Here is a 26,921-nt window from a genome sequence, read left to right as displayed (position 1 = left end):
GGGCGTTGGTGCGACGGGGTCGGCTCAGTCGTAGAAGACCGCAGCCTCCCAGGCGATCGCGGACTGCAGGCCGGGGTCGTAGTCGGCCTGCTGGCCGGGCTCGTACCGCACGGTGTGCAGGTCGCCGGTGAACGGGAACGAGCCGTGGCGCTCGTACAGGTCCCAGTGCACCGGCCCGCCGCGGTTGGCGCCGACGGTGATGCCGCTGAACGGCGCCATCCCGACCAGCATCCACAGCTTGTCGGTCGAGGCCACCTCGACGCCGTCGACCGCGAGGCGCAGGTCGCAGCGGAACTCGAGGTCGGGCGTCGAGGAGACCGTGACCGTGTGCCGTCCGGGCGTCAGCGGGCCGCCGTCGAGGAACGTCATCTCCCCGTAGGCGTTCCACGCCACCTGGATCCGACCGTCCTCGACGTACACCGAGTAGCCGCCGCCCTGGTCGCCGTGCGCCACCAGGACACCCTGGTCGCCCGGGGCGCAGGTCACGTCGATGACGATCTCGAAGGCCCGGTAGGCGATGAGCGCGTGCGAGCGGTAACGCTCCAGCCGGGGCGTGCCCGGCAGCAGGGTCACCGGGCGCGCGAGCTCCTCCTCGGCCGGACGACGCGCCGCCAGGGTGGCGAACCGGCTGTCGCCGGGGTTGCCGCCGACCAGCGGGAACACCGTGTTGGCCCAGGCCGCCTCCTCCCACTTGCGGGCCAGTTCGGCCACCTTCCCGGGGTGCTCGGCGGCGAGGTTGGTGGTCTCGGCCGGGTCCCCGTCGAGGTGGTAGAGCTGCCACTCGGCGTCGCTGTAGGGGAAGCCGGGCGGGTGCAGGGTGACGGCCTTCCAGCCGTTCTCCGTGAACGCGCGGTGCCCCATGAACTCCGTGTACTGCGCCGGGTGGGTGGAGGGGTGCGAGCCGTCGCGGGCGACCGGGGCGAACGAGCTGCCGTCGATCTCCTTCGTCTCCACGTTGTGGCGCCGGTAGGGGTGCTCCACGCCGACCAGGTCCAGCACGGTCGGGAGGATGTCGGTGACGTGGGCGTACTGCTTGCGGACGCCCGCGTCGCCCTCGGCGCGTTCCAGACCGGCCGGCCACGACAGCAGGAACGGCACCCGGATGCCACCCTCGAAGGCCTGACCCTTGTAGAGGCGGAACGGGGTGTTGGACACCATGCCCCAGCCGCGCGGGTAGTGGACCATCGACTGCGGTCCACCGATGACGTCCAGCGGACGCTCCACGTCGGCCACCCAGTCGGCCGGCAGGCCCGGCACGTGGGCGAACCGGGAGAAGTACGACCGGGTGCCCTCCAGGCCGCCCTCAGCGGTGCCACCGTTGTCGGAGGTGAAGATGACGATGGTGTTCTCGCGCTCGCCGAGCTTCTCCAGCGTGTCGAGGATGCGCGCCAGCGACTGGTCGACGCTGTCGACCATCGCCGCGTACACCTCCATGTAGCGGGCGTAGCGCTCCTTCTCGTCCTGGCTGAGGGTGTCCCAGGCCGGGACGTCGTTGAACGGCTCGGGGTTGCGCGGCGGGACCGGGGTGCCCTCGGGGAAGACGCCGAGCTCGATCTGGCGCGCGTGCCGCTCCTCGCGGAGCACGTCCCAGCCGGCGTCGTAGCGGCCCTTGTACTTGGCGATGTCGACGTCCTTGGCACCCAGCGGCCCGTGCATCGCGGTGTGCGCGAAGTACAGGAAGAAGGGCTTGCGGGAGTCGTTGGCGCGCAGGCCGGTGATCATCTTGAGCGCCTGGTCGGTGTAGTCGTCGGTGAGGTAGTACCCCTCCGGCGTCTCGTCGAGCTCGACCACCGTGTTGTCGCGGACCAGCTGGTTGGGGTGGAAGAAGCTGTTGCAGCCCTCCAGGGTCCCGTAGTAGCTGTCGAAGCCGCGCTGCAGCGGCCAGCAGGACTTGTCGCCCGCCGCGTTGATGTTGGCGTCGCGGACCAGGTGCCACTTGCCGACGCCGAAGGTGGCGTAGCCGTGGTGCTGCAGCACCTCCGGCAGGGTCTGGACGTCGTCGCCCAGCTCCAGACGCAGGTTGGGGAGCCCGGGGTCGGAGTTGGCCACCGAGGCGTACCCGGCGCGGTGGGCGTTGATGCCCGTCATGAGCGCCGCGCGGGCCGGGGAGCAGACCGGCGTGGTGTGGTAGTTCGTCAGGCGCACGCCCTCGTCGGCGACGGCGTCGAGCGTGGGGGTGTCGATCTCGGAGCCGAAGGCGCCGATGTCGCTGTACCCCATGTCGTCCATGAAGACCACGACCACGTTCGGGGAGCCCTCACGGGCGCGCTTCTCCCGCGGCCAGGCCGGCTGGGACTCGCCGGTGGTGTAGCCGACGCGCGCCGGCCAGTTCTCGTACCCCCGCGCGTACGCCGGGATCTCGGGGTTGACCGTGGTCACTTGGCCTCCTCCACGGTGCCGTTGAAGCGGTCGTCGAAGGCGCCGGAGACGTCGACCTTCTGGGGCAGCAGACCCAGCTCGGTGTACGTGTCGGCCTGGGCCTGCAGGAGCTCCTTGACGGAGTCGTCGATCACGACCGGGGTGTAGTCCTCGCGGGCCACGATGGCCTCGGCGATCGACACGTCGAAGCCGTTGAGCTCGGACAGGGCGGCGGCCCACTCGTCCTCGTTCTCGTTGGCCCACGCGCGGGCACGGGCGTAGCGGGCGACGAAGTCCTCGATCGCCTCGGCCTTGTCCTCGTCGGCCAGGGCGTCCTCGGTGGCGCTGATGTAGAAGTGGTTGGAGGTGAGGCCGGCGCCGTCGCCGACGACCACCGCTCCGGAGGCGGCGAGCTGGGCCGCCTGCGGGTCGAGTGCGGTGAGGGCGTCGATGTCACCGCTCTGGAACGCGGCCACGGCGTCGGCCGGGGCGAGGTTGACGACCTCGACGTCGTCGAGGGTCAGGCCGGCGTCCTCGAGGGCGCGCACCAGCGTGTACTGCAGGATCGTGCCCTCGGTGGTGGCGACCTTCTTGCCCTTGAGGCCCTTGACGTCGGTGATGCCGGTCTCCTTGCCCGCGAAGATCTGGACCGTGGACTCGCCCTCGGCCATCGTCGACCCGACCGCGACGACCTTGAGCGGCAGGCCCTGGACGGTGGCGAAGATGGTCGGGGTGTCGGCCATCAGGCCCACGTCGACCGACCCGGACGGGACGGCCTCGAGCAGCGCCGGGCCGCCGGCGGCGAACAGCGGGCTCTCGATGTCGTAGGAGTGGTCGTCCTCGCCGGAGAGCTCGAAGAGCTTCGCGATCACGTCGGCCGAGCCGAGCTGGCCGACGTTGAGCACCACGTCGCCGCCCTCGGAGCCGGCGTCGGCGTCGGTGCCGCACGCCGACAGCGCGGCGACGACGGACAGGGTGAGCGCCACGGCGGCGCGGCGGACGGTGAACAACTTCATCAGAGGGTTCCTCAACTTCTCGGGATGGTGGTGCGAGGGGAATCAGGGGTGGGGTCGTACGGGGGCGTCACTGGTCGTCGTCGTCGACGCCGAGCGCGGTGAGCAGGGTGCGGCGCAGCCCGAGGAACTCGGGGTGCTGGCGGCGGCCGTCGCGGGGGAGGTCCACGGTGAGGTCCAGCGACAGTCGGCCGTCGGTGAGCACCAGGACCCGGTCGGCGAGCAGGACCGCCTCGTCGACGTCGTGGGTGACCAGCAGGACGCCGGGGTTGTACCGGTCGCACAGGGAGCGCACGAGCTGGTGCATCTTGATCCGGGTCAGCGCGTCCAGGGCGCCGAAGGGCTCGTCCATGAGCAGCAGCTCGGGCTCGCGGACCAGGGCCCGGGCCAGGGCGGCGCGCTGGGCCTCGCCCCCGGACAGCGTCTTGGGCCACTCGCCGGCCCGCTCGGCCAGGCCCACCTCGTCGAGGAGGACGCGGGCGCGCTCCGCGGCGTCGGCGCCCTTGAGGCCGAGGGTGACGTTGGCCAGCACCCGGCGCCACGGCAGGAGCCGGGAGTCCTGGAAGGCGACCGACGGGAGGTCGGGCACCTGCAGGTCGCCGTCGAACTCGCGGTCGAGCCGGGCCAGGATCCGCAGCAGGGTGGACTTGCCGGAGCCGGAGCGACCCAGCAGGGCGACGAAGTCCCCGCGGTGGATGTCGAGGTCGATGTCGTGCAGGATGCCGCGGCCGTCGAAGGCCCGGCTGATGCCGCGGGCGCGGACGACCTGCTCGCCGCGCGTGGCCTGCGGGGTCACGTGCTCTGCAGCGTGGAGCGCCATGTCAGCGCCTTTCGTTCGAAGAAGCGGACGAGGGTGTCGGAGACCAGGCCGAGAAGCGCGTAGATGACCAGGCCGACGACGATCACGTCGGTGGCGCTGATGCCACGCGCCTGGGTCATCAGGAAGCCGATGCCGCTGGAGGCGTTGATCTGCTCGGAGACGACCAGCACCAGCCAGGCGATGGAGGCGGCGAACCGGAGGCCGGTGAACCAGCCCGGCAGGGCGCCGGGCAGGATCACGCGGCCGATCAGGGCCAGCTTGGACAGGCCGAGGGTGTGGGCGAGGTCGACGTAGCGCGAGTCCACCGCGCGGATCGCCGCGTGGGTGTTGACGTACATCGGGAAGGTGACGCCCAGCGCGACCAGGATGACCTTGACCTCCTCGCCGATCCCGAACCAGACGATGGCCAGCGGGACGAGGGCGAGGATGGGCATCGCCCGGAGCATCTGCATGTTGGCGTCGACCAGGCGCTCGCCCCAGGTGGACAGGCCGGCCACGACGGCCAGCACGGTGCCGGCCACGATGCCGAAGAAGAGGCCGATCATGGCCCGCTGCAGCGAGATGGCGAGGTGCTCCTGCAGGGCGCCGGTGGACAGCAGGCGCGAGGCGGCGTCCCAGGTGGCGCCGGGGGAGGGCAGGGTGCGCTCGTCGACCCAGCCGAGGCCGGTCGCGGCGAACCACACGCCCACCAGGAGGAGGGGGCCGATGAGGCGGCCGAGGGCCGGACGGGGGCGGCGCGCCCGGGGCTTGCCGAGGCGGTCGTCGACTCCGGGGGAGAGGGACTGTCCCGGCGTGACCGTCGCCGGTTCGTCTCTTAAGTCGAGTGTCATGGTCGGAATACTAAGCATAGGTGAAATGAATACCTTTCGCCGGGGGTTGCATCGTGAGACGGGCGTGGCAGGCAGAGCCGTGGATCGTGGTGCGTGGCGCCTGTCACCGCACGGGTGCACCGGGTGGCTAGGTTGAGGCCATGAGGTCAGCGCACACCGTCGAGCAGGTCCGCGCGGCTGAGGCCGGGCTGATGGCCCGGCTTCCCCCGGGCACCCTGATGGCGCGGGCCGCGACCGGGCTCGCCGTCGCCGTCGCGGACTTCCTCGGAACCGCGTACGGCCGTCGCGTGCTGCTGCTGGTGGGGTCGGGCGACAACGGTGGCGACGCCCTGTACGCCGGAGCCCTGCTGGCGCGTCGCGGCGCCCGCGTCGAGGCGCTCCTGCTGGCCCCCGCCGCGCACGAGGGCGGGGTCGCGGCCCTGCGGGCCGCCGGGGGACGGGCCACCCGTGCTCTCGACGACCTGCACCCGCGAGCGGACGTCCTCGTCGACGGCATCGTCGGCATCGGTGGCAAGCCCGGCCTGCGCGCCGAGGCCCTCGCGGCGCTGGCCGCGTACCCGGGCGTCCCTGTCGTGGCCGTCGACGTGCCCAGCGGTGTCGACGTCGACACCGGCGAGACGCCGGAGCCCCACGTCCAGGCTGCACTGACCGTCACCTTCGGCACCCTCAAGCCTGCCCACCTGGTCGACCCCGCGGCGCACGCGTGCGGGGCGGTCGAGCTCGTCGACATCGGCCTCGACCTGCCGCCCGCCGGGATCGAGGCGCTGCAGGTCGACGACCTGGTCCGGCTGCTCCCGCGGCCGGGCACGTACGCCCACAAGTACACCCGCGGCGTCGTCGGGGTGCGTGCCGGCTCCGCGACGTACCCCGGCGCTGCCGTGCTGAGCGTCGCCGGCGCCAGCTGCGGACTGGTCGGGATGGTCCGGTACGTCGCCTCCACGCCCGACGCGGAACCGGTGGCCGCCGCGGTCCGCCAGCGTTTCCCCGAGGTTGTCGGCGACGGCCGCGTGCAGGCCTGGGTCGTGGGGCCCGGCGGCGGTGAGGACGCGGGGGCGATGCTCGCCGCGGCCGTGGCCGACGGCGTCCCCCTCGTCGTCGACGCCGACGCGCTGGCCCACGTGCATCCCGGGACGCTTCCCGCCGGCTCGGTCCTGACCCCGCACGCCGGCGAGCTGTCAGCGATGCTGGGCGTGCCGCGTCCCGAGATCGAGGCGCGGGGCCTCGCCCACGCCCGCCTGGCCGCGGAGACCTACGGCTGCGTCGTGCTGCTCAAGGGCCGCCACACGCTCGTCGCTCACCCAGGCGGGCGGGTCCGTGCGACCACCTCCGGCCTGCCCTGGCTGGCGACCGCGGGGGCGGGCGACGTGCTCGCCGGGGTGCTCGGGGCACTGCTGGCCGCCGGGCTCGACGCGTTCGACGCCGCCTCGGTCGGCTCCTACCTGCACGGTGCTGCGGCGGCCGCAGCCTCCCGCGGCGGGCCCGTCGTGGCGAGTGACGTGGCTCACGAGATTCCACGCCTGCTGCGCGCGCTCGACCTCGGTGCTGGACAATCGGTGTCATGAGCCCCTCCGTCCCTCCGCGCGCGGAGATCGAGGTGGACCTCGCCGCCGTGCGGCACAACGTCCGCCTGCTCGCGCAGATCGCTGCCGGGACGGGAGCGGCCTTCATGGCCGTCGTCAAGGCCGACGCGTACGGGCACGGCATGGTCGAGGTGGCCCGCGCCGCCCGCGAGGCCGGGGCGCCCTGGCTCGGTGTCGCCACCCCCGAGGAGGCGCTGGCCCTGCGCGAGGCGGGCGACACCGGGCGCCTCCTGTGCTGGCTGAGCGCGCCCGGCGACGACCTGGCTCCCGTGGTGGCCCGCGGCGTCGACGTCAGCGCGTACACGGTCGAGGCGCTGGACGCGCTCGCCGTGACCGGCGGTGCCCGCGTGCACCTCAAGGTCGACACGGGCCTGTCCCGCGGGGGCGCGGTGCGTGACGACTGGCCGGCGTTCTTCGCCCGCGCCGCCTCCCTGCAGGCCGAGGGCCAGCTGCAGGTCGTGGGGCTCTGGTCCCACCTGGTCGCCAGCGACGAGCCGGACAGCGCGGTCAACGACGCCCAGGAGCAGGTCTTCCGCGACGCCGCGGCGATGGCGACGGCCGCCGGGCTGACCGGCCTGGTCAAGCACCTGGCGAACTCCGCGGCGATCCTGTCGCGGCCCTCGGTGCACTTCGACCTCGTCCGCGGCGGGATCGCGACGTACGGCCTCGCGCCGGCACCCGGCGTCATCGCCGACCCGGGACTCGTGCCCGCCATGACCGTCCGCGGGCGCCTCGCGATGAGCAAGCAGATCCGTGCCGGTGACGGCGTCTCGTACGGCCACCAGTGGGTGGCCGCGCACGACACCACCGTCGGACTGGTGCCCGCCGGCTACGGCGACGGCATCCCGCGCAGCGCCTCCAACCGCGCCGAGGTCCAGGTCGCCGGGGCGCGTCGCCCGATGCGCGGCAAGGTCTGCATGGACCAGTTCGTCGTCGACCTCGACGGCGAGGCCGTGCCGGCCGGCACCGAGGTGGTCCTGTTCGGCACCGGTGCCCACGGCGAACCCACGGCCCAGGACTGGGCCGAGGCCGCCGGCACCATCAACTACGAGATCGTCACCCGGATCGGCGGCCGCTTCGTGCGCCGCCACGTCGACAGCGACGCCGGCGCGGGTGCGCGGACGGAGGAGCAGCCATGAGCGTGGGGCGCAAGATCCTCGGTGCTGCCGCCGGCGCGGCCGGACTGGCCGCCGCCGGGGCGGCAGCCAGCGCGGCGGTCCGCGCGGCCAACCACCAGCGACTCGTACGGGCCCAGAAGGGCGTCGGGGACGAGACCCCCTTCGGCACCCTGCGCAGTGCACCGCTCAAGGTGGTCACCGACGACGGGGTGGACCTGCACGTCGAGATCGACGAGCCCGGCGAGTACGGCGGCACGCCGTCCACCGACCACGACGTCACCGTGGTTTTCGTGCACGGCTACTCGCTCAACCTGGACTGCTGGCACTTCCAGCGGGCCGCGTACCGGGGCCAGGTCCGCACCGTCTTCTACGACCAGCGCTCGCACGGGCGCTCCGACCGCTCCGCGCCGCTGAACGCGACGATCGACCAGCTCGGCCAGGACCTGCGCACCGTCATCGAGCACACCGTGCCGGGGCCGTGCGTGGTGGTCGGGCACTCCATGGGTGGGATGAGCATCATCTCCGCCGCCGAGCAGTTCCCGGAGCTGTTCGGCGACAAGATCGTCGGCGTCGCGCTGATCTCGACCACGGCCGGCGGCCTCGACCCCGGCCGGATCCTCTTCCCGATGGTGCCGCTCGGACTCAGCAGCACCGTGGTGCGTCGCGTGGTGCGGGGACTGGAGCGCAGCCACAGGCTGGTCGACCGGGCCCGCAACTCCGGACGCTCCATCGCCGACCTGGTCACCGACCGGTTCGCGTTCGGCGACGACGTGCCCCAGCACTACGTGGACTTCGTCTTCGACATGCTCAACGAGACGCCGTTCTCGGTGATCGCCGACTTCTTCGGCTCCTTCGCCTCGCTCGACAAGTTCGACCACCTCGAGGCGCTGTCGAGCTGCCCGACCGCGATCGTGTGCGGCACCGCCGACCGGATCACGGCGGTGGGTCACAGCCGCAAGCTGCACTCCCGCATCGCCGGGTCGAGCCTGATGGAGTGCCAGGGCGCCGGCCACATGGTGATCCTGGAGCGCCACGAGGACGTCAACGACGAGATCGACGACCTGATCGAGCTCGCGCACATGAGGCTGGAGGGCCGTTGACCGTCGACGTACGCCTCGTCGGGGCCGAGCACGCGGACGAGGTGTGGGCCGTGGTCCGCGCCGCCTTCGACGCCCGGGCCCCGCTGGACCCGCCCGCCGACGCGATGTCGGACGACCTGGGGACCTTCACCCGCGCGCTCGCGGACCACGGAGGCCTGCTGGCCAGCGTGGACGGCGTCGCCCAGGGTGCGCTGCTGCTGGACCCGGGGCCGGACGGTCTCGTGCTGCGCCGCTTCGGCGTACGTCCCGAGGTGCAGGGTCGCGGCATCGCGACCGCCATGGTCGAGGCGGCGGCCGAGGTGGCCGTGGGCCACGACGCGCTCGTCGTCCAGGCCCGCCAGGAGCTGCCGCGCACGGTCGGCTTCTGGGAGGACCACGGCTTCGTCGAGGTCTCGCGCCACCACCCGTACGTGGAGCTGCGCCGCCCGCTCGCCCGCACCGTGGAGGTGCCGGACGCGGACGCCATGCGCGGCCTCGGACGTCGGGTCGGCCGCTCCCTGCGCGCCGGGGACCTCGTCGTCCTGACCGGCGAGCTGGGGGCGGGCAAGACGACCTTCACCCAGGGGCTCGGTGAGGGCCTCGGTGTACGCGGCGGCGTCACCTCGCCGACCTTCGTGATCGCCCGGGTCCACCCCTCGCTGGTGGGTGGGCCAGACCTCGTGCACGTCGACGCCTACCGCCTCGGCGGTCTCGCCGAGCTCGACGACCTGGACCTCGACACCAGCCTCGACGACGCCGTGACGGTGGTCGAGTGGGGTGCCGGGCTGGCCGAGCAGCTGGCCGAGGGCCGCCTCGAGGTGGTCATCGAACGGGCGCTCGGTCTGGGCGACCACGTGGGTGCCGGGCTGGTGACCGACGGCGGCTCGGGCGACGGGGCCACGGCTGCGGACGCGCAGCCGGACGGTGACGCGGACCACGACGAGGTGCTGGACCCGCGACGCGTGCACCTGCGCCGGGTGCTGCCCGAGTAGCCTCGGACCCGTGCTGCTCGCCTTCGACACCGCCACCGAACTGGTCTCCGTCGCCCTGTACGACGGCACCGACGTCGTCGCGGAGCGCTCCTCGACGCAGCCGATGAAGCACGGCGAGCACCTGGCGCCGCTGATCGACGAGGTGCTGCGCGACGCCGGCGTGGACCGGCTCGACCTGACCGCCGTCGCGGTCGGGGTGGGCCCGGGTCCGTTCACGGGGCTGCGGGTCGGCATCGTCACCGCGCGCACCCTCGCGCACGTGCTGGAGATCCCCGTGTACGGCGTCTGCACGCTCGACGTGCTCGCGCTCGAGGCGGTGGCCACCGGTGCCGTCGAGGGCCCCTTCCTGGTGGCCACGGACGCGCGGCGCAAGGAGGTCTACCTGGCCTCGTACGACGCCGGTGGCGCCCGGATCGAGGGCCCAGTGGTGGTCAAGCCCGCCGAGGTGGCCACCGCGGCGCCCGTCGTCGGGCGTGGCCCCGGGCTGTACCCCGAGCAGTTCCCGACGTCGGTGGGGCCGCAGCGTCCGGGCGCGGGTTGGCTGGCGCGGGCCGTGGCCGGCGAGCGGGTCGAGCTGCTCGACCCCGAGCCCCTCTACCTGCGCCGCCCGGACGCGGTCGCCACCGCCGAGCGCAAGCCCGTCTCGTGATCCGTCGCGCCACCGGGCAGGACGTTGCCGGGCTGGTCGCGCTGGAGGCCGAGGTCTTCGGCGTCGACGCCTGGTCCGAGACCTCGGTCCGCTCCGAGGTCGACAGTCCCGGGCGGGTCTTCCTGGTCGACGTCGACGAGGTGGACGGGGCGCTGCGCGGGTACGCGGTGGCGATCGTCTCCGGCGACATCGCGGACCTCGCCCGGATCGCCGTGGTGCCCTCCGTACGCCGGACCGGCGCCGCCTCGGCCCTGCTGGCGGCGCTGCTGGCCGGGACGGGCGAGGCCGACCGGATGCTGCTGGAGGTCGCCGCGGACAACTCCGCCGCGCTCGCCTTCTACGAACGGCACGGCTTCGCGCGCATCGACGTGCGGGCCCGCTACTACGCCGACGGCTCGGACGCCGTCGTGATGCTCCGCCCGTTGGCCGACGCCGCGGGTGGGGGAGAGGATGGGAACCATGGCTGACGAACCCCTGGTGCTGGGCATCGAGACGTCCTGCGACGAGACCGGGGTCGGCATCGTGCGCGGGCACACGCTCCTGGCGGACGCGGTGGCCAGCTCGGTGGAGGAGCACGCCCGCTTCGGCGGCGTCGTCCCCGAGGTCGCCAGCCGCGCGCACCTGGAGGCGATGGTCCCGACCCTGGACCGCGCCTGCGAGACGGCGGGGATCGCGCTGTCCGACGTCGACGCGATCGCCGTGACCAGCGGTCCCGGGCTGGCCGGAGCGCTGCTGGTCGGCGTGGCCGCCGCCAAGGCGCTCGCCCTGGCCCTCGACAAGCCCCTGTACGGCGTGAACCACCTCGCCTCCCACGTCGCCGTCGACCAGCTCGAGCACGGACCGCTGCCCGAGCCGGTGCTCGCCATGCTCGTCTCGGGCGGCCACTCCAGCCTGCTGGAGGTCACCGACATCACCGAGGGCGTCACGCCGATGGGAGCCACCATCGACGACGCCGCGGGGGAGGCGTTCGACAAGGTCGCCCGGCTTCTCGGGCTGCCGTTCCCGGGCGGCCCGCACATCGACCGTACGGCGCGCAGCGGCAACAGCGTCGCCATCGACTTCCCGCGCGGCCTCACCAGCCGGCGCGACCTGGAGAGGCACCGCTTCGACTTCTCCTTCTCCGGCCTCAAGACCGCGGTGGCCCGCTGGGTCGAGACCGAGCAGCGCAACGGTCGCTCGATCGACGTGGCCGACGTCGCCGCCTCGTTCCAGGAGGCGGTGTGCGACGTGCTGACCCGCAAGGCTGTCGACGCGGCCAGCAGCCGGGGCATCGAGGACATCATGATCGGCGGCGGGGTGGCCGCCAACAGCCGTTTGCGCGTGATGGCCGAGGAGCGTGCCGCCGCGAAGGGGATCCGCGTCCGCGTCCCACGACCGGGGCTGTGCACCGACAACGGGGCCATGGTGGCCGCGCTCGGCTCGGAGATGGTCGCGCGGGGCCGCCGCCCCTCCGCGCTCGACCTCCCGGCGGACTCGTCGCTGCCCGTCACCGACGTGCTCGTCTGAGCGTCGGCAGGTACGCAGAACGCCCCCACCCGGTTCTCCCGGGTGGGGGCGTTCGTACGAGATCAGTCGAGGACGCCTGAGGCGACGTCCTCCTCGCCCAGCCACTCCTCCTCGCCGAGCAGGGAGGTGGCGCGTCCACGGGCGTCCTTGGACTTGCGACCGCCACGGCCACCCGCCCCGCCTGCTCCGCCGGCACCTCGGCCCCCGCCGGCACCCCGGCCGCCGGCGCCGGCCGCGCCGCCACGGGCCCCAGCAGCTCCACCTGCGGCTCCGCGTCCCAACGCCCCACCGGCAGCACCGCGGGCCGTGGACCCGATCGCCGCGGCCCCCGAGGCTCCCGGGAGCGACATGCCGCCACGGCCGGCGCCAACGAGCCCACCGGCAAGTCCGGCTCCCGCGCCCACTCCCAGCGAACCGCCGGGGAAGCCGGAGCCCGACGCCCCGGAGGTGACGCCACCGATCGGGCCGCCCGCACCGCCGCCGGAACCACCAGGACCTCCCACGCCGCCGGGACCCTCGGGATTGCCGATCACCACAGGCGGCTCCACGACGGGAGGGCGCGGGTGCTCGGGCGGGCACACGATGATGGGAGGCTTCACCGGGGGGTCCACCGGGGGCTGCACGGGCGGGTACCCGGTGCAGAGGTCGTCGTCGTCCTGATCGTGGTCGGGGTCCTCGGGCGCGGGGTCGCGGATGATGACCGTACGGCCGCCGCGGTCGTCCTTGGGCGGCGACAGCTTCGGGACGTACGGCATGTTGGCGCCCGGCGCGTTGTTCGTGGGCGGCTCGGGGATGCCGTTGATCGCGCGGAAGGCCGGGATGGCAGCGGCGAAGACCTTGTCGAGCTTCGCGATCTGCTTGGCGGCCTCCTGCTCCTGGGCGTCGTACGCGCCCTGCCAGGCGGTGCGGCTGTCGTCGACCTTCTTGCGGTCGGAGGCGATCGCCTGCTCCTCCGCGGGCGTGCGCTCGATCCCGGGAGTGGCCGGCGGCGCGGTGTACTCGGCGGGCTTCTCGCCCAGGTCCTTCATCCCGGCCAGCACGGTCTCAGCCGTGGTGAGCGCACCGGAGAGCTTCACGAACTCCTTCTGGGCGTGCGCGATCTTGGCGGCGCGGGCGGCCAGCAGCTCGGACTGCTTCTCCAGCTCGGCGGCCAAGGCCTCACCGGTCTGCGCGTCGCCCAGGGCCTCACGCGTGCTGGTGCGCAGCTTGAGGAGGCGGCTGCTCACCATCTCCATCGTCTCGGCGACGGTGGTCCACTCATCGCCGCGCAGGTCGAGGTCGTCGGTGCGCTTCCCGGCGAGGTACTTGACCAGGTTCTGGTGGTTCGGTCCGCTCACTTGTCCCCCCAGGACTCGTCGCCCATCTCGGAGGCGATCTGCTCGCTGTTGTTTCGCAGGGAGCGGAAGTACGTGTCGGCGGCGTCCTCGACGTTGTTCACGCTCTTGCGGTACAGCTCGAGCGCCTCGACGTGCCCCTCCAGGCCCTTGGCCATGTTCTCCAGAGCCGACCTCAGCTCGTCGTGGGCGGCGCGTGCGTGGAACGCGACCTCGCGTCCCGAGGCCGATCCCCCGACGCTTCCCTCACCGAGCTTCTGCGGCTCGCTGTTGGTGAGTGAGCTGGCCGACCCGTTGAGCGCGATGTGCACCTTCTGCAGATCGGTGGGCTCAAGCACCAGACCCAGCACCTGTTCGAACATCAGCATGCGGCTTTCCTTCCCCCGTCCCGTTGCCTGAAACATAGCCGGTCGCCTTGTCGGGCACCCCTACGTTGAGGTCATGAGAACTCGGGTGATCTGGGCCAGCGCGGTGGCCGTGGCGGTGCTCCTCTCAGGGTGCGCAGGGGCCGACGACGAGCCGGCCGGCGGCGGGTCGACCCCGACGCAGGCGTCGCCGACCGAGGACCCGGACGGCGCGACGCCCACCGAGGAGACGGACCCCGCCGACGACGTGCTCGGCGACGAGGTGCTCGACGGCACCGGGGCCTCGGTGCGCCTGCCCGTCGGGTGGGAGCTCAAGGAGGAGTTCTCGGTGCCCGGGATGTTCGTGCAGGCCGGCCCCGCCCAGCCCGGCGACGGCCTCACCGGCACCGTGGCCGTGCTCGACCCGATCCCCGTGTCGGGCGGTCTCGACGGTGCGGCCCGCAGCCAGATCGAGTCGTCGATCAACACGAGGTACCGGCGCATCGACGACGTCACGCGCGGCGAGCACAGCTTCTACCGGGTCGTCGCGGGGCGCGGCGCCGACCGCTCGGAGATCCACGGCACCGTGGTCGACGGGGTCGAGTACGCGGTCCAGTTCAACCTGCACCGCGCCGGTGGCGCGCGGAAGGCGGAGGCGGACGAGCTGATCGAGGCCGTCATGTCGAGCTGGGCGCTCTCCTGACGGCGACCTCGTCGCGCCGCCACGGACTGGGATGTGCCTTGCGTCACCACACCCGACCGGGCAGGCTCGGCGTTCCCGAGGCACGAGGTACGAAGGAGCAGGTCGAATGCAGCAGGTGAAGGCGGTCGTGGCCCTGGCCAAGGGCGCACCGGTGACGATCGAGACCATCAACGTCCCCGACCCCGGTCCGGGCGAGGCGGTGGTGAAGGTCCAGGCCTGCGGAGTGTGCCACACCGACCTGCACTACCGCGAGGGCGGCATCAACGACGAGTTCCCGTTCCTGCTGGGCCACGAGGCCGCCGGCGTCGTGGAGTCGGTCGGCGAGGGCGTCCGTGACCTCGAGCCCGGCGACTTCGTGGTGCTCAACTGGCGTGCCGTGTGCGGCAGCTGTCGCGCCTGCGACCGTGGCGAGCCCCAGTACTGCTTCGCCACCCACAACGCCACCCAGAAGATGACGCTGGCCGAGGGCGAGCACGCGGGGACCGAGCTCTCGCCCGCCCTGGGCATCGGAGCCTTCGCCGAGAAGACCCTGGTCGCCGCGGGGCAGTGCACCAAGGTCGACCCCGCGGCACGTGCGGCCGCCGTCGGCCTCCTCGGCTGCGGCGTGATGGCCGGTCTCGGCGCGGCGATCAACACCGGCAACGTGGGTCGCGGTGACACCGTTGCCGTGATCGGCTGCGGCGGCGTCGGCATGGCCGCCATCGTCGGCTCGGTGCTGGCCGGCGCTGCCAAGGTGATCGCGGTGGACGTCGACGAGGCCAAGCTGGAGTGGGCCAAGGAGATGGGCGCCACCCACATCGTCAACTCCCGCATGACCGACCCCGTCGAGGCGGTCCGGGAGATCTGCGGGGCCAACGGCGCCGAGGGCGCTGACGTCGTGATCGACGCCGTCGGACGCCCCGAGACCTGGAAGCAGGCCTTCTACGCCCGCGACCTGGCCGGGACCGTGGTGCTGGTGGGCGTCCCCACCCCCGACATGAAGGTGCCCGACATCCCGCTCATCGACGTGTTCGGGCGCGGCGGATCCCTCAAGTCCTCCTGGTACGGCGACTGCCTGCCGAGCCGGGACTTCCCGATGCTGACCGACCTGTACCAGCAGGGCCGGCTCGACCTCGACGCCTTCGTCTCCGAGGAGATCGCGCTCGACCAGGTCGAGGCCGCCTTCGACAAGATGCACCGCGGCGAGGTGCTGCGCTCCGTGGTCATCCTGGACGGTGACGCGTGAGCGCTCGCGTCGACCACGGCGTGGTCACCGGCACCTTCTCGCTCGACGGCGAGACGTTCGACGTGGACAACAATGTCTGGGTCGTCGGCGACGACTCGGAGGTGGTGGTCATCGACGCCCCGCACGACGTGGACGCGATCCTGGAGGTCGTGGCCGGGCGTACGGTCAGGGCGATCGTGTGCACGCACGCCCACGACGACCACGTACGGGTGGCACCCGCCCTGCGGGAGCGGGTCGGTGCGCCGATCCTGCTGCACCCTGACGACCGGCCGCTGTGGGAGCTGACCCACACCGACGAGCCCTGGGACGTCGACCTGTCCGACGGCCAGGAGATCAGCGTGGGCGGCACGACGCTGCAGGTCCTGCACACGCCCGGCCACGCCCCGGGCGCGGTCTGCCTGTACGCCCCCGACCTGGGTGTCGTCTTCACCGGTGACACGCTGTTCGAGGGTGGGCCGGGCGCGACCGGGCGTTCGTACAGCGACCACGACGTGATCGTGGAGTCGATCCGGACGCGCCTCATGGCGCTGCCCGGGGACACCGTCGTGCACACCGGACACGGGTCCAGTACCACGATCGAGGCCGAGCGCGCAGGGGTCGAAGGGCCCTGACTTTCCGCCGCCGGAAGTCCCGTTCGGCGGCACAAGGTCACGACATCGATGCCGATGGTCCCACCGCGTGGACGCGCTCCCATCGGCGTCCCTAACGTTGCTCTTGCTCGACAGACCGGGTGGTCCGGTCGCCGAGATGGAGGGACATCATGCGTGCCACACTCGACAAGCTGATCTCGTGGACCGGCCTCATTCTCGCGGTCGTCCTCGTCGTCGCCGGAGGCCTGCTCACCTGGGCCAACATGTTCATCGGAGCCCAGGTGGAGGAGCAGTTCGCCGCCCAGGACATCACCATGCCGACCCAGGAGGGCATCGACGCGCAGCTCGAGTCGGGCGCCATCTCCAAGGAGGACGCCGAGGCGCTGGAGCCCTTCGCGGGTGAGACCCTCGACAACGGGCCGGCGGCCCGTGCGTACGCGGACCACTACATCCTCGCCCACATGAAGGGCGGCTCGTACGGCCTGCAGGCGACCGTCGAGGAGATGGGCGTCGACACCTCGACCTGGGAGCTCCCCCTGACCTACGAGGCAGCAGGTGGCGTGGCCAAGGCCATCGAGGCTGACGAGAGCCTGAGCGACGAGGTCCGGACCGAGGCGGTCGCGGCCGTCAACACCTTCCGCAGCGAGAGCCTGTTCAAGGGCAACACCCTGCGCGGTCTGCTCCTCTACGGCTACGCGTTCGCCACCATCGGCACCATCGCCGGCATCGCCGCCCTCGCCGCCTTCATCGGCGCACTGGTGATGCTCCTGCTGGGCCTGCTGGGTCTGCGCCACGCGAAGCAGGCAGCTGCCACCGCCTGACGCACCACGCTCCACCAGACGCGGCCCGTCCCGACACGCTCGGGGCGGGCCGCTTCGCCGTGCCCGGGCGCTGGTCCGGTGCGCTGCCTGCGCCGCGGTGGCTGCGTCGGGCAGAATGCGCGGCGTGCCCGGCCCCCTGACCTCCCGCGCCATCGGCGCGCTCACCCTGTGCCTGCTGGCTACGGGGTGCTCGTCCGTGGGTGGCCACGACGGCGACCGGGCCACCGCCGCCCCCGAGCGGGCGCGGACCGCGAGCGCCACCCGCCAGCCCGCCGCGGACCCGTCTGCCGCGCGCCGCCTCGGCCTGAGGCCCGGGTGGGGGCCGACCGAGGACGAGCTGGAACGCGCCGCGGAGCTCGTCGGCGGGCTGACGGTGCGCCAGCTCGCCGGGCAGGTCATCGTGGCCAGCTGGAGCGGGACCGAGGCCCCGACCGAGATCGTGGAACGGCTCCACCTCGGGGGAGTGATCGCCTTCGGCGCGAACATCACCTCCACGGACCAGATCCGTCGCGTCAACCGTCGGCTGCAGCGCGCCGACGACCGGGAGTGGCCGCTGCTGATCGGCGTCGACCAGGAGGGTGGGCTGGTGGAGCGCGTGCGGGGGGAGGCGACCCGGTTCCCCACCTTCATGACGGCGGGAGCGGCCCAGGACGACGCGGTGACCACGGCCGCGTACCGCGCGAGCGGGCTGGAGTTGCGCCACCTCGGGTTCACCACGACGTTCGCGCCGGTCGCCGACGTCACGCGCGGCCCCGCCGACCCGGTCATCGGCTCCCGGTCCGCCTCCGACCGCCCCGGCACCGCTGCCTTCGCGACGACGGCGGCCTCCGCCGGGCTCGCCGAGGCCGGCGTGGTGGGCGTGCTCAAGCACTTCCCGGGCCACGGCTCGGTGACCGCGGACAGCCACCACACCCTCCCCGTCCAGCGCCGGAGCCTGGCGCAGCTGCGCCGTACGGACCTGGTGCCCTTCCGGCACGCGGTGCAGGCCGGCGCGAGCGCGGTGATGACCGGCCACCTCGACGTACGGGCGGTGGACGCCGGTGTGCCGGCGTCGCTGTCGCGGAAGGTCGTGACCGGTCTGCTGCGCGAGGAGCTCGGGTTCGAGGGCCTCGTGGTCACCGACTCGCTCTCCATGGCCGGGGTGGCCGCGGGGCGTACTCCCGAACGGATCGCCGTGCGGGCCATCAGGGCCGGCAACGACGTGCTGCTCATGCCGTCCTCGCCGCGCCGGGCCCGCGACGGCCTGGTGGCGGCCGTCCGCGGGGGTTCCCTCGACCGTCAGACGCTGGCCCGCGCTGCCGCCCGCCAGGTCGCGCTCCTGCTCCACCAGTCGGCGAGCGGACTCGCAGGGTCCCGGCCGGGCTCCTCGCGCCAGGAGTCGCGCGCGTACTCCGCCGCCGCCCTCACCGTCGTGGCCGGGCCGTGCCGCGGCCGGCTCACCGCCCGTCGGGTGGTGGCCGCGGGCGATCCGGCGGCCGTCGCCGCCTTCCGCGCCGCTGCGCAGCGGGACGGGCTGAGGGTGCTGTCTCCCCGTGCGCCCAAGGCCCGGCGTCGTGGCGCCACCACCGTCACCCTGGTGGGCTCCGGCGGTCCTCCGCGCCGTACCGACGTGCTGGTGGCCACCGACCGTCCGTACGTGCTCGGTGCGTCCCGGGCCAGAGTGCGCATCGCCACGTACGGCGTCACGCCGGGCGCGATGGCGGCCCTCGTCGCCGTGCTGCGCGGCCGCGAGCGCGCGCCCGGACGGCTGCCCGTACGCGTCCCCGGCGTACCGCGTCAGGGGTGCTGAGGCGCCGGGTCGCCCAGGCTCAGAGAGGTTCGACGAGCAGCGCCCGGCCCTGCCCGGCGATCCGGGTGAGGACCAGGGTGGCGCTGTTGTCGCCCTTCAGCGACAGCCGACGCCGCAGCTGCTCGGGGACCACGTCGACGCCACGGGTCTTGATGGCCAGGACCCCGACGCCGCGTTCGCGCAGGGCCGCCCGCAGGCCCTTCTCGCGGTACGGCACCTCCTCCAGCACCCGGTAGGACCGGGCGAACGGGGTCCGGAACGCCGAGGTCGAGGTCACCCACGCGATGTGCTCGTCCAGCAGGCCGCCGTCGACACCGGCGGCGACCGCGGTGACCAGGCCGGCGCGGATGACGGCGTCGTCCGGTTCGTACAGGTAGCCGCCGAGGTCGGAGACCGGCCGCGGGGCGCCGGTGTAGGGGTCGTCCTCGTCGGTGATCGAGGCGAGCCCGCCGTCGCCGATCACGGTGGCGCGCCGGGCCGCGGTGGCCAGCGGGCCGGACCACAGGACGGCCTCCTTGAGGGCTCCGTCGTCGGAGACCCACTCGCCCTCGACGCCCGGCGCCACCAGGTCGTGCGGGATCCCCGGGGCCACCTTGACCACCGAGGCGCCCTGCTGCAGCCGCTCCACGAACGACCACGGCGGCGTCCAGTCGTCCACGTTGAACGTGCGCCCACGCCCGCTGCGCCGGGCCGGGTCGGCGAAGGCGACGCCGAACGGGGCCAGGTCGAGGGTCGTGGCGTCGGCGACCATCGTGGCCCCCGGCAGCCCGAGCGCCGCGAGGTTGGCGCGCGCGATGGCCACCCGGACCGGGTCGAGGTCCACGCCGGCGGCCGTCAGCCCGGCGCGGGCGAAGGCGATGAGGTCGCCCCCGATCGAGCAGCCGAGGTCGACGACGCTGCTCGGGGCGTACGCCGCCAGCCGCGACGCACGGTGGGTCGCGACGCGCAGCCGGGTGGCCTGCTCGAGGGCGTCGGGGGTGAAGTACATCTGGACCGCCTCCGGCCCGAACTTGGCCACCCCCTTCACCCGCAGGCTCACCTGGGTCAGCGCGGCCGCGGCCCGCTCCGCGTCCGGCTCGGTGCGTCGTACGGCGCTCGCGGCGCGCACCGGGTCCCCGTCGTGGTCGGCGTACGCCTCCGCGGCGATCCGCAGCAGCTCCTGCCCGGGCGCGGTCAACAGCCACTCGAAGGTCTCCAGGTCCACGGGCACATCGTGTCAGCCCGCCGCCCGCGCCGTTTGCCGCCCCGCTGGCGGGGGAGCATCAGACCCATGAGACGCCCACTGGTCGCCGTGTCCGCCCTGCTGCTCGCGACCGCCGGGTGCACGTCGGAGGTCACCGGGGCGGGCGAGCGGATGCCGGTCGGTGCCGTCGTCACCGGCGCCGCCGCCCAGCCGCACGCCGGCGGACGGCACGGGTGGGTCGCGCTGCCGACCGGACGTATCGACTTCACCGTGGGACAGGGCGTCGACGAGCTCCCCGTCCACGACGACGCCTACGACCGTGCGCCGAAGGACGGCGCGGTGCTGCCGGTGGGATGGCAGTGGGACTTCCACTCGACGACGGGGGCGTCGGTCACCGACCAGGAGACCCAGCCGGCCCCTTCGGTCTCGCTGGTCGTGGGGGAGCGCGAGTACCCGATCGACGAGGCGCTGCTCAGGCCGGACGGCGAGGACGGCGGACCGTTGGAGTACTTCGGCACCGCGTGGGTCGCCGTCGACGCGGAGGTGGGCTCCCACGAGATCGACGGGGCCACCCTGCAGGTGGAGTTCGACGGGGTGACCCAGGAGGTCGACCCGGGCGACCTGACCGACGGCGGGGAGCGGGGAGACGCCACGGCGCTGTACGGCGGGCGCGGCCTCAGCAACGGGCGGTACGCGCTCGACTGCGGACAGCCGGGGATCGGGCGCCCGGTGGAGTGGTCCTCCACCACGACCTGCCACGCAGAGGTCCTGTCCACACCCTGGTACCAGCCCGTCGGGTGGGCGCCGCCGGGCGAGTCGTGGACGGTCGTCACGGTGACCACCCACGTGGGCAGCTCGGCGCGGGACGGCGGGGGCAACCTGCTCCTCGAGGGGGAAGGGGCACCCTCCTACTCGCTGGGTGGGCAGCCTCCCACGGAGGTCCTCGACGGGGCCCCGGGTCGCCAGAGCTCGGCCGTGCTGGTCTTCCCGCCCGATGCGCGCGGCGAGCTGGAGGCGCGCCGTACGGCGTGGGCCCAGGACACGGCCGGGGAACGGCGGCGCGAGCGGCTGACCTGGCGGGTACGTCTGTACGACTGACGATCCTCGTTGGCACTCGATTGGGGGGAGTGCTAACGTCTGGACTGGCACTCTCCTCATGAGTGTGCCAATCGCTTGCGACAGGTGCACGACCCCCGCGACGGCGTGCGTCAGGGACAAGCGCATACGTCCCGGGAGCGTCCCGCTCCCACCAGATCTCGTCAGAGAAAGTGGAGGTTGATCGTGTCGGTCAACATCAAGCCCCTCGAGGACCGCATCGTCGTCAAGCCTCTCGACGCCGAGCAGACCACGGCCTCCGGCCTGGTCATCCCGGACACCGCGAAGGAGAAGCCCCAGGAGGGTGAGGTCGTCGCGGTCGGCCCCGGTCGCGTCGACGACAACGGCAACCGCGTCCCCGTGGACGTCGCCGTGGGCGACAAGGTCATCTACAGCAAGTACGGCGGCACCGAGGTCAAGTACTCCGGTGGCGAGTACCTGATCCTCTCCGCCCGCGACGTCCTCGCCATCGTCTCCTGACCAACTGGCATCCCGCCCGGCGGCGTCGGGAGCCCTTGACGATCCGCTTCGCTCAGAGGTCGTCTGCGGGCTCCCCGCCTTGCCGGGCGGGCGCCATTTGGCCAGGGCCACTTTCTCTTCTAGGAGCACAGACTTATGGCAAAGATCCTCGAGTTCGACGAGAACGCTCGTCGCTCCCTCGAGCGCGGCGTTGACGCTCTCGCCAACGCCGTCAAGGTGACGCTCGGCCCCAAGGGCCGCTACGTCGTCCTCGACAAGAAGTGGGGCGCCCCCACGATCACCAACGACGGCGTGACCGTCGCGCGTGAGGTCGAGCTGGACGACCCGTTCGAGAACCTCGGTGCCCAGCTCACCAAGGAGGTCGCCACCAAGACCAACGACGTCGCCGGTGACGGCACCACCACCGCCACCGTGCTGGCCCAGGCGATGGTCCACGAGGGCCTGCGCGCCGTGGCCGCCGGCACCAACCCGATGGGCCTCAAGCGCGGCATGGACGCCGCCGCCGAGGCCGTCGGCAACGCGCTGCGCGAGGCTGCCCGCGAGGTTGAGTCCGTCGAGGACATGGCGTCGGTCGCCACGATCTCCAGCCGCGACAGCCACATCGGCGACCTGCTCGCCGAGGCGTTCGACAAGGTCGGCAAGGACGGCGTCATCACCGTCGAGGAGTCCAACACCATGGGCACCGAGCTCGAGTTCACCGAGGGCATGCAGTTCGACAAGGGCTACATCTCGGCGTACTTCGTCACCGACCCGGAGTCGATGGAGGCCGTCCTCGACGACCCGTACATCCTCCTGCACCAGGGCAAGATCAGCTCCGTCCAGGAGCTGCTCCCGGTCCTGGAGAAGGTCATCCAGACCGGCAAGCCGCTGTTCATCCTCGCCGAGGACGTCGACGGCGAGGCCCTGTCGGTGCTGGTGGTCAACAAGATCAAGGGCACGTTCAACGCCGTCGCGGTCAAGTCCCCGGCCTTCGGTGACCGCCGCAAGGCGATGATGCAGGACATCGCGATCCTCACCGGCGGCGAGGTCGTCGCTCCCGAGGTCGGCCTCAAGCTCGACCAGATCGGTCTGGAGTCGCTCGGTCGCGCACGTCGCATCGTGGTGACCAAGGACGCCACGACCATCGTCGAGGGCGCGGGCGAGGCCGGCGCCGTCGAGGGTCGCGTCAACCAGATCAAGGCCGAGATCGAGAACACCGACTCCGACTGGGACCGCGAGAAGCTCTCCGAGCGCCTCGCCAAGCTCGCCGGCGGCGTCTGCGTGATCAAGGTCGGCGCCGCCACCGAGGTGGAGCTCAAGGAGAAGAAGCACCGCATCGAGGACGCCGTCTCCGCGACGCGCGCCGCGATCGAGGAGGGCATCGTCGCCGGCGGTGGCTCCGCGATCATCCACGCCTCCGCCGTGCTGGCCGACGACCTCGGCCTCACCGGTGACGAGGCCGTCGGTGTCCGCGTGGTCCGCAACTCCGTCGTCGAGCCGCTGCGCTGGATCGCCGAGAACGGTGGCGAGAACGGCTACGTCGTGACCACCAAGGTGCGCGAGGGCGGCCCCGGTCACGGCTACAACGCCGCCACCGGCGAGTACGGCGACCTGGTCGCCCAGGGCGTCCTCGACCCGGTCAAGGTCACCCGCTCCGCGCTGGTCAACGCCACCTCGATCGCGGGCATGCTGCTCACGACCGAGACGCTGGTCGTCGACAAGCCGGTGGAGGAGGAGCCCGAGGCTGGCGGTCACGGGCACGGTCACGGCCACGGCCACTGACCCACTCCGTCAGCTGAGCTGACCGCAGCCGGTCCGTCCGGCCGCAGCACGAGGCCCGCCCCGGGTACGCCCGGGGCGGGCCTTCGTGCGTGTGGGCACCCTCTCCCACCGACCCCAAATTGGGTCATCTGACCCACGTTGGGGAGCCTGGGAGAGCCTGCCCACACGTTGGGGTCAGTGGGAGAGGTTCTCGGGCCTCGGGAACCTCTCCCGCCGACCCCAACTGGGCCGTCGCCCCGTTGCCCGAGCGGGGGCGCTCAGGGGGGGGCTTGCAGGGGACGCTCGGGGAGGGCGCCGGGGCCTCAGCAGCCGGGGAGGGCGCGTACGGCGTACCCGCGCTCGGCAAGCGTCTTCAGCAGACCCGGGAGCGCCGCGACGGTCTGGGACCGGTCGCCGCCGCCGTCGTGCATGAGGATGATCGATCCCGGGTGCAGGTCGCGCAGGGCCTTGCGGCGGATCGCACGCCGGCCCGGCTTCTCCCAGTCGCGGCTGTCGGCCGTCCACAGCACCTGCCGCAACCCCTGCTTGCGCGCCAGCCGGACCACGCGGCGGTTCGTGCCGCCGTACGGAGGTCGGAAGCACGAGGTCGGCACGTCGATGTGCAGCTGGCGGCGTACGGCCCGGTCGGGCAGTCGGGTCAGCAGCGGGTGCCCCCACGTGTGGTTGCCCACCGCGCTGCCCTGACGGCGGATGGCCCGCAACGCGGCCGGACGTTCCTGGGCGTTCGCGCCGAGGACGAAGAAGGTGGCGGTGGCCCCGTGCCGGGTCAGGATCCGCAGGACCTGCGGCGTGTACGCGCTGGGCCCGTCGTCGAAGGTCAGGTAGGCGACCCTGGGGCCAACGCGCCGTCCCGTCCGGGGGCGATCCGTCTCCCTGGGCGCTCGGGTGCGTTCGACGGGCTTCGTGCGCCGCGCCCGCTCGGCGGCGCGCCGGCGGGTCAGGTTCGGGGTGCTCGCACGCGGTGGGCCGAGGGTCCGCTCGAGGGCTGCGGCCACCCGCGCCGGGTCGCCGGCGGCCAGCGACAGGAGTCGAGGCGCCCGGACGTCCCAGCCCGGGGCGGTGCTCGTGGTGGCCGGTACCGGGAGCAGCAGCTCGGTCACACCGTACGGCGCCTGCCGGAGCGCCGGAGCGGCGACGTCGGCAGCGCGGGACGCCTGCGCACCGACCACGAGAAGACCCGCCACGAGCGTCGCCACCCCGGCCGCCGCGGTGGTGCGGCGGTGCCGTGCGTGTGGGGCCAACGTCGTCTCCTCCAGGTGGGCTCACCCGACGGGTCCCGCCAGGGCCGGGGTGCTTGGCTGCCGTCGTCCGGCGCGGTGAGGCTACCCGGCGGGCGCGGCGTCCAGGACAGTGCGTCGCCAGCTGGACGAGCAGTCCGGGTCCAGGGCGTCGGTGGCGGGGGCCGTACGGAGGCGGTACACGGTGAACTCGCCGCAGAAGGTGCCGACGTAGGCGTACCTCTCCTCGAGGGTCTCCTGCAGATCCTCGACGCCGTCGTCGCTCCACGACGTCAGGGGCACGGCACCGACGAACCAGGTCGGGGCGTCGTCGCCCTCCATCAGGCCACGCAGCTCGGAACGGTCGGGGTCCAGGGTGCGCATCGGCAGCGACCACAGGTGCGTGTACGGCGAGTCGAGGCCGCTGGCCCACTGCACGTCGGGCCGGCCTCCGTAGACGGTCAGGGTGTCGCCCGGCTGGGAGACGGCGCCGATCGCGCGCCCCAGGGTGTACTCGCGCGGCGGGCTGCCCTGCGACCAGATCTCCAGCCAGCCTGCCGTGGACAGCACGGTGCTCAGGCAGGTCAGCGCCACCACCGTTCGCTCGCCCCACGCGACCCACCCGCGACCGGCGCCGGCGCGAGGGGGGAGGGCGTGGGTGGCGACGAACGCGGTGACGAGGGCGACCGCGAGCGGCGGGACGGGGACGAAGAGGTACGGGCGCCAGTAGCTGCCGCTGATGACGATGCCGGCCAGGTCCCCGGCGAGCATGGCGCCCGCCGCGACGGTCACGACGCCCAGCACCCGGAGGGTCGCGGGCAGGCGGACCACGAACCACAGCGCGGCCAGCCCCATGCCGGTGGCGAAGAACGACAGCAGCAGTGCGTCGGCACGCGACTCCGCGACGCTCGAGTCGGACGCCATGATCACGGCCGAGGCGTCGGAGCGGAACCCGACCACCACGTACCAGAGCTCGTTCAGCGAGACCCCGGCCGCCAGTGCCCACACGACCGTCCCCACGACGGGCACGAGGCCGCCCGCTGCCGCGGCGAGGGTGAGCCGTCCCAGCGACGGCCAGGACAGGCGCCCGGCGACCTTGGCGCCCACCAGCAGCACGGTGCCGAAGACCAGGCCGCCGACCAGGCTCTGCTTGAGCCCGACGGCGAAGACCGCGCACAGGCCGGCGCCGCAGGCCAGCCACGCCGACTCCGTGCGCAGGGCGCGCAGCGCCAGCAGGCAGGTGGCCAGGAGGACCGGCACCCCGAGGAGCTCACCCTTGGTGGCGATGCTGTCGATCTGCGGCGAAGCCATCACGAACGCCGTGAACAGGGCGGGGCCGAGGACGACCCAGCGCGACGGCCGTTCAGGTGGGTCCGGCAGGTGGCGTACGACCTCGGCCGCGATCCAGCCGACCAGGAGCACCGACAGGGCGCACGCCAGGGCGCCGACCACGCGCAGGAAGTACGCACCGCCGACCAGGTCGGCCAGCCAGACGACGGCGATCATCGTCGGTGGCCGGTCCACGAAGTACGGCCCGAAGACGGAGTCCGCGGTCGGCGCCCAGGCCCGGGCCACCAGGAGGAACCCTGCCTCGTCCGGTCGCAGGGGCCACAGCAGGGCGGGGAAACGGCCCACCACGGCCAGGGCAGCAACAACCCACAGCAAGCGGTTGCCCGCCATCGAGAACCGCCCCCTCACGGTGTTCACGTCGCTGAAACGGAACCGCCGCGGTTCGGCAACACCGGCGGCGCAGGCTGAGTCTAGGTCGTGGCGGAAAGGCAGCCACCGCAGGACGGAGGAACCTGAGATGTTGTGGAAGGTCAGGATCACGATGCCCGACCGCCCCGGTGCCCTGGCGCGGCTCGCGCAGGAGTGCGGGGAGGCCGGGGTCAACATCCTCGGGTTCCAGGTGTTCCCCGGGGTGGACGCCGTCACCGACGAGCTGGTGATCGCGGTGCCACGCGGCTGGAGCACCCTGGAGATCGCTCCGCTGCTGGAGCGCTCGGGTGCCAGCTTCATCGGGGGCAACCCGTGCAGTGAGGGCGCACTGGTCGACCAGCCCACGAGGTTCGTGCAGGCGGCGCGCTCGATCGTGGCGCAGCCGGCACGGTTCCCCGAGGTGGTCGCGCAGCTCTTCGACGCCGAGGCGGAGCCCCAGGACACCGTCCAGGGGCGGTACGACCAGATGGAGCTCGTGGTCGCTGACGTCCTGGTGCAGATCCACCGTCGTGCCCCCTTCACCGCGACCGAGCACGCCCGTGGCACGGCCATGGCCGAGCTCGTCTCCGACGTGATGACCTCGCGCAAGCACAGCTGGCAGGACCCGCAGGTGGGACGTCGTCTCGGGACCGGCGTGGTGCCGACGTTCGTGGCCTCGTCGCACTCGGTGACCGCCGTGGTCGAGGAGACGCCGGTGGCCCGCGCGGTCCTGGCC

The 26,921-nt window shown here is 73.0% G+C and carries 25 protein-coding genes; 16 read left to right on the top strand and 9 right to left on the bottom strand.

Going from position 1 to position 26,921, the window contains the following annotated elements:
• Positions 1–24 precede the first annotated feature (24 nt).
• The 4 genes from ACI379_RS10065 to ACI379_RS10050 form a co-directional block, all read right to left on the bottom strand.
• Positions 25–2,379 carry a sulfatase-like hydrolase/transferase gene (locus tag ACI379_RS10065; RefSeq protein WP_439791944.1) on the bottom strand — a complete coding sequence of 785 codons (2,355 nt, stop codon included), beginning with the start codon at positions 2,377–2,379 and terminating at the stop codon, positions 25–27.
• Positions 2,376–3,374 (bottom strand): aliphatic sulfonate ABC transporter substrate-binding protein, encoded by a 999-nt coding sequence (locus tag ACI379_RS10060; RefSeq protein ID WP_439791943.1) that lies wholly within the window; start codon positions 3,372–3,374, stop codon positions 2,376–2,378. Before ACI379_RS10060 ends, ACI379_RS10065 begins: the two co-directional genes overlap by 4 nt.
• A gap of 67 nt (positions 3,375–3,441) precedes the next feature.
• Positions 3,442–4,191, bottom strand: coding sequence for an ABC transporter ATP-binding protein (locus ACI379_RS10055; protein WP_439791942.1), 750 nt, complete (start codon positions 4,189–4,191; stop codon positions 3,442–3,444).
• Positions 4,164–5,021, bottom strand: coding sequence for an ABC transporter permease (locus ACI379_RS10050; RefSeq protein ID WP_439791941.1), 858 nt, complete (start codon positions 5,019–5,021; stop codon positions 4,164–4,166). The genes ACI379_RS10055 and ACI379_RS10050 overlap by 28 nt, the downstream gene beginning before the upstream one ends.
• 140 nt (positions 5,022–5,161) lie before the next feature.
• On the opposite strand from ACI379_RS10050, the gene ACI379_RS10045 reads away from it, so the two are divergent.
• Genes ACI379_RS10045 through tsaD form a run of 7 tightly spaced genes read left to right on the top strand, consistent with a single transcriptional unit; the run spans position 5,162 to position 11,945 of the window.
• Complete coding sequence (locus ACI379_RS10045; protein ID WP_439791940.1) at positions 5,162–6,583, top strand: bifunctional ADP-dependent NAD(P)H-hydrate dehydratase/NAD(P)H-hydrate epimerase; 1,422 nt, start codon at positions 5,162–5,164, stop codon at positions 6,581–6,583.
• Positions 6,580–7,740: an alanine racemase gene (gene alr / locus ACI379_RS10040; RefSeq protein ID WP_439791939.1), complete on the top strand. Its 1,161-nt coding sequence runs from the start codon at positions 6,580–6,582 to the stop codon at positions 7,738–7,740. The genes ACI379_RS10045 and alr overlap by 4 nt, the downstream gene beginning before the upstream one ends.
• On the top strand, positions 7,737–8,819 hold the full coding sequence (locus ACI379_RS10035) for an alpha/beta fold hydrolase (protein WP_439791938.1): 1,083 nt from the start codon (positions 7,737–7,739) through the stop codon (positions 8,817–8,819). The genes alr and ACI379_RS10035 overlap by 4 nt, the downstream gene beginning before the upstream one ends.
• Entirely contained in the window at positions 8,816–9,790 is a 975-nt protein-coding gene (tsaE, locus tag ACI379_RS10030; RefSeq protein ID WP_439791937.1) for a tRNA (adenosine(37)-N6)-threonylcarbamoyltransferase complex ATPase subunit type 1 TsaE, read from the top strand. The genes ACI379_RS10035 and tsaE overlap by 4 nt, the downstream gene beginning before the upstream one ends.
• 10 nt (positions 9,791–9,800) lie before the next feature.
• Positions 9,801–10,439: a tRNA (adenosine(37)-N6)-threonylcarbamoyltransferase complex dimerization subunit type 1 TsaB gene (tsaB, locus tag ACI379_RS10025; protein WP_439791936.1), complete on the top strand. Its 639-nt coding sequence runs from the start codon at positions 9,801–9,803 to the stop codon at positions 10,437–10,439.
• Positions 10,436–10,906, top strand: coding sequence for a GNAT family N-acetyltransferase (locus tag ACI379_RS10020; protein WP_439791935.1), 471 nt, complete (start codon positions 10,436–10,438; stop codon positions 10,904–10,906). Before tsaB ends, ACI379_RS10020 begins: the two co-directional genes overlap by 4 nt.
• Positions 10,899–11,945 (top strand): tRNA (adenosine(37)-N6)-threonylcarbamoyltransferase complex transferase subunit TsaD, encoded by a 1,047-nt coding sequence (gene tsaD, locus ACI379_RS10015; RefSeq protein WP_439791934.1) that lies wholly within the window; start codon positions 10,899–10,901, stop codon positions 11,943–11,945. Before ACI379_RS10020 ends, tsaD begins: the two co-directional genes overlap by 8 nt.
• Before the next feature lie 62 nt (positions 11,946–12,007).
• Here tsaD and ACI379_RS10010 read toward each other — a convergent pair whose 3' ends face one another.
• Together ACI379_RS10010 and ACI379_RS10005 are read right to left on the bottom strand one after the other, a co-directional pair.
• Entirely contained in the window at positions 12,008–13,282 is a 1,275-nt protein-coding gene (locus ACI379_RS10010; protein ID WP_439791933.1) for a hypothetical protein, read from the bottom strand.
• Positions 13,279–13,647 (bottom strand): hypothetical protein, encoded by a 369-nt coding sequence (locus ACI379_RS10005; protein ID WP_439791932.1) that lies wholly within the window; start codon positions 13,645–13,647, stop codon positions 13,279–13,281. Before ACI379_RS10005 ends, ACI379_RS10010 begins: the two co-directional genes overlap by 4 nt.
• A 73-nt stretch (positions 13,648–13,720) precedes the next feature.
• Here ACI379_RS10005 and ACI379_RS10000 point away from each other — a divergent pair, with 73 nt between their 5' ends.
• The 5 genes from ACI379_RS10000 to ACI379_RS09980 all read left to right on the top strand — a co-directional run bounded on the left by ACI379_RS10000 (position 13,721) and on the right by ACI379_RS09980 (position 18,751).
• Positions 13,721–14,326 carry a hypothetical protein gene (locus ACI379_RS10000; protein WP_439791931.1) on the top strand — a complete coding sequence of 202 codons (606 nt, stop codon included), beginning with the start codon at positions 13,721–13,723 and terminating at the stop codon, positions 14,324–14,326.
• A gap of 106 nt (positions 14,327–14,432) precedes the next feature.
• On the top strand, positions 14,433–15,551 hold the full coding sequence (locus ACI379_RS09995) for an S-(hydroxymethyl)mycothiol dehydrogenase (RefSeq protein WP_439791930.1): 1,119 nt from the start codon (positions 14,433–14,435) through the stop codon (positions 15,549–15,551).
• On the top strand, positions 15,548–16,162 hold the full coding sequence (locus ACI379_RS09990; RefSeq protein WP_439791929.1) for an MBL fold metallo-hydrolase: 615 nt from the start codon (positions 15,548–15,550) through the stop codon (positions 16,160–16,162). The genes ACI379_RS09995 and ACI379_RS09990 overlap by 4 nt, the downstream gene beginning before the upstream one ends.
• A 149-nt stretch (positions 16,163–16,311) precedes the next feature.
• Positions 16,312–16,962, top strand: a complete 651-nt coding sequence (locus ACI379_RS09985) for a hypothetical protein (RefSeq protein WP_439791928.1) — start codon at positions 16,312–16,314, stop codon at positions 16,960–16,962.
• Positions 16,963–17,086: 124 nt separating this feature from the next.
• A complete protein-coding gene (locus tag ACI379_RS09980) occupies positions 17,087–18,751 on the top strand; it encodes a glycoside hydrolase family 3 protein (RefSeq protein WP_439791927.1) in 1,665 nt (554 codons plus the stop codon).
• A 19-nt stretch (positions 18,752–18,770) separates the two neighbouring features.
• On the opposite strand, the gene ACI379_RS09975 is transcribed toward ACI379_RS09980, so the two are convergent.
• Positions 18,771–19,955 carry a class I SAM-dependent methyltransferase gene (locus ACI379_RS09975; protein ID WP_439791926.1) on the bottom strand — a complete coding sequence of 395 codons (1,185 nt, stop codon included), beginning with the start codon at positions 19,953–19,955 and terminating at the stop codon, positions 18,771–18,773.
• Between the two features lie 66 nt (positions 19,956–20,021).
• Here ACI379_RS09975 and ACI379_RS09970 point away from each other — a divergent pair, with 66 nt between their 5' ends.
• From ACI379_RS09970 to groL, 3 genes are all read left to right on the top strand, one after another.
• The gene (locus tag ACI379_RS09970) at positions 20,022–21,032 is read left to right on the top strand and encodes a hypothetical protein (RefSeq protein ID WP_439791925.1); all 1,011 of its coding nucleotides are present in this window, start codon (positions 20,022–20,024) and stop codon (positions 21,030–21,032) included.
• Positions 21,033–21,215: 183 nt separating this feature from the next.
• Entirely contained in the window at positions 21,216–21,509 is a 294-nt protein-coding gene (gene groES, locus ACI379_RS09965) for a co-chaperone GroES (RefSeq protein ID WP_439791924.1), read from the top strand.
• A 135-nt stretch (positions 21,510–21,644) separates the two neighbouring features.
• On the top strand, positions 21,645–23,270 hold the full coding sequence (gene groL / locus ACI379_RS09960; protein ID WP_439791923.1) for a chaperonin GroEL: 1,626 nt from the start codon (positions 21,645–21,647) through the stop codon (positions 23,268–23,270).
• 302 nt (positions 23,271–23,572) lie between these two features.
• On the opposite strand, the gene ACI379_RS09955 is transcribed toward groL, so the two are convergent.
• Both ACI379_RS09955 and ACI379_RS09950 read right to left on the bottom strand, forming a co-directional pair.
• Positions 23,573–24,511, bottom strand: coding sequence for a polysaccharide deacetylase family protein (locus tag ACI379_RS09955; protein WP_439791922.1), 939 nt, complete (start codon positions 24,509–24,511; stop codon positions 23,573–23,575).
• An 81-nt stretch (positions 24,512–24,592) separates the two neighbouring features.
• Positions 24,593–26,185: an ArnT family glycosyltransferase gene (locus ACI379_RS09950; RefSeq protein ID WP_439791921.1), complete on the bottom strand. Its 1,593-nt coding sequence runs from the start codon at positions 26,183–26,185 to the stop codon at positions 24,593–24,595.
• Between the two features lie 109 nt (positions 26,186–26,294).
• Between ACI379_RS09950 and ACI379_RS09945 the strand changes: the two genes are divergently transcribed.
• Positions 26,295–26,921 (top strand): ACT domain-containing protein (locus ACI379_RS09945; RefSeq protein WP_439791920.1); only part of this gene is annotated, 627 nt, incomplete at its 3' end.

Origin of the sequence: Nocardioides sp., assembly GCF_051876515.1 — a bacterium.
Lineage (GTDB): Bacteria > Actinomycetota > Actinomycetes > Propionibacteriales > Nocardioidaceae > Nocardioides.
Note: the sequence above shows the minus strand (reverse complement) of the source record. Positions and strands in the feature narration are given on the sequence as shown.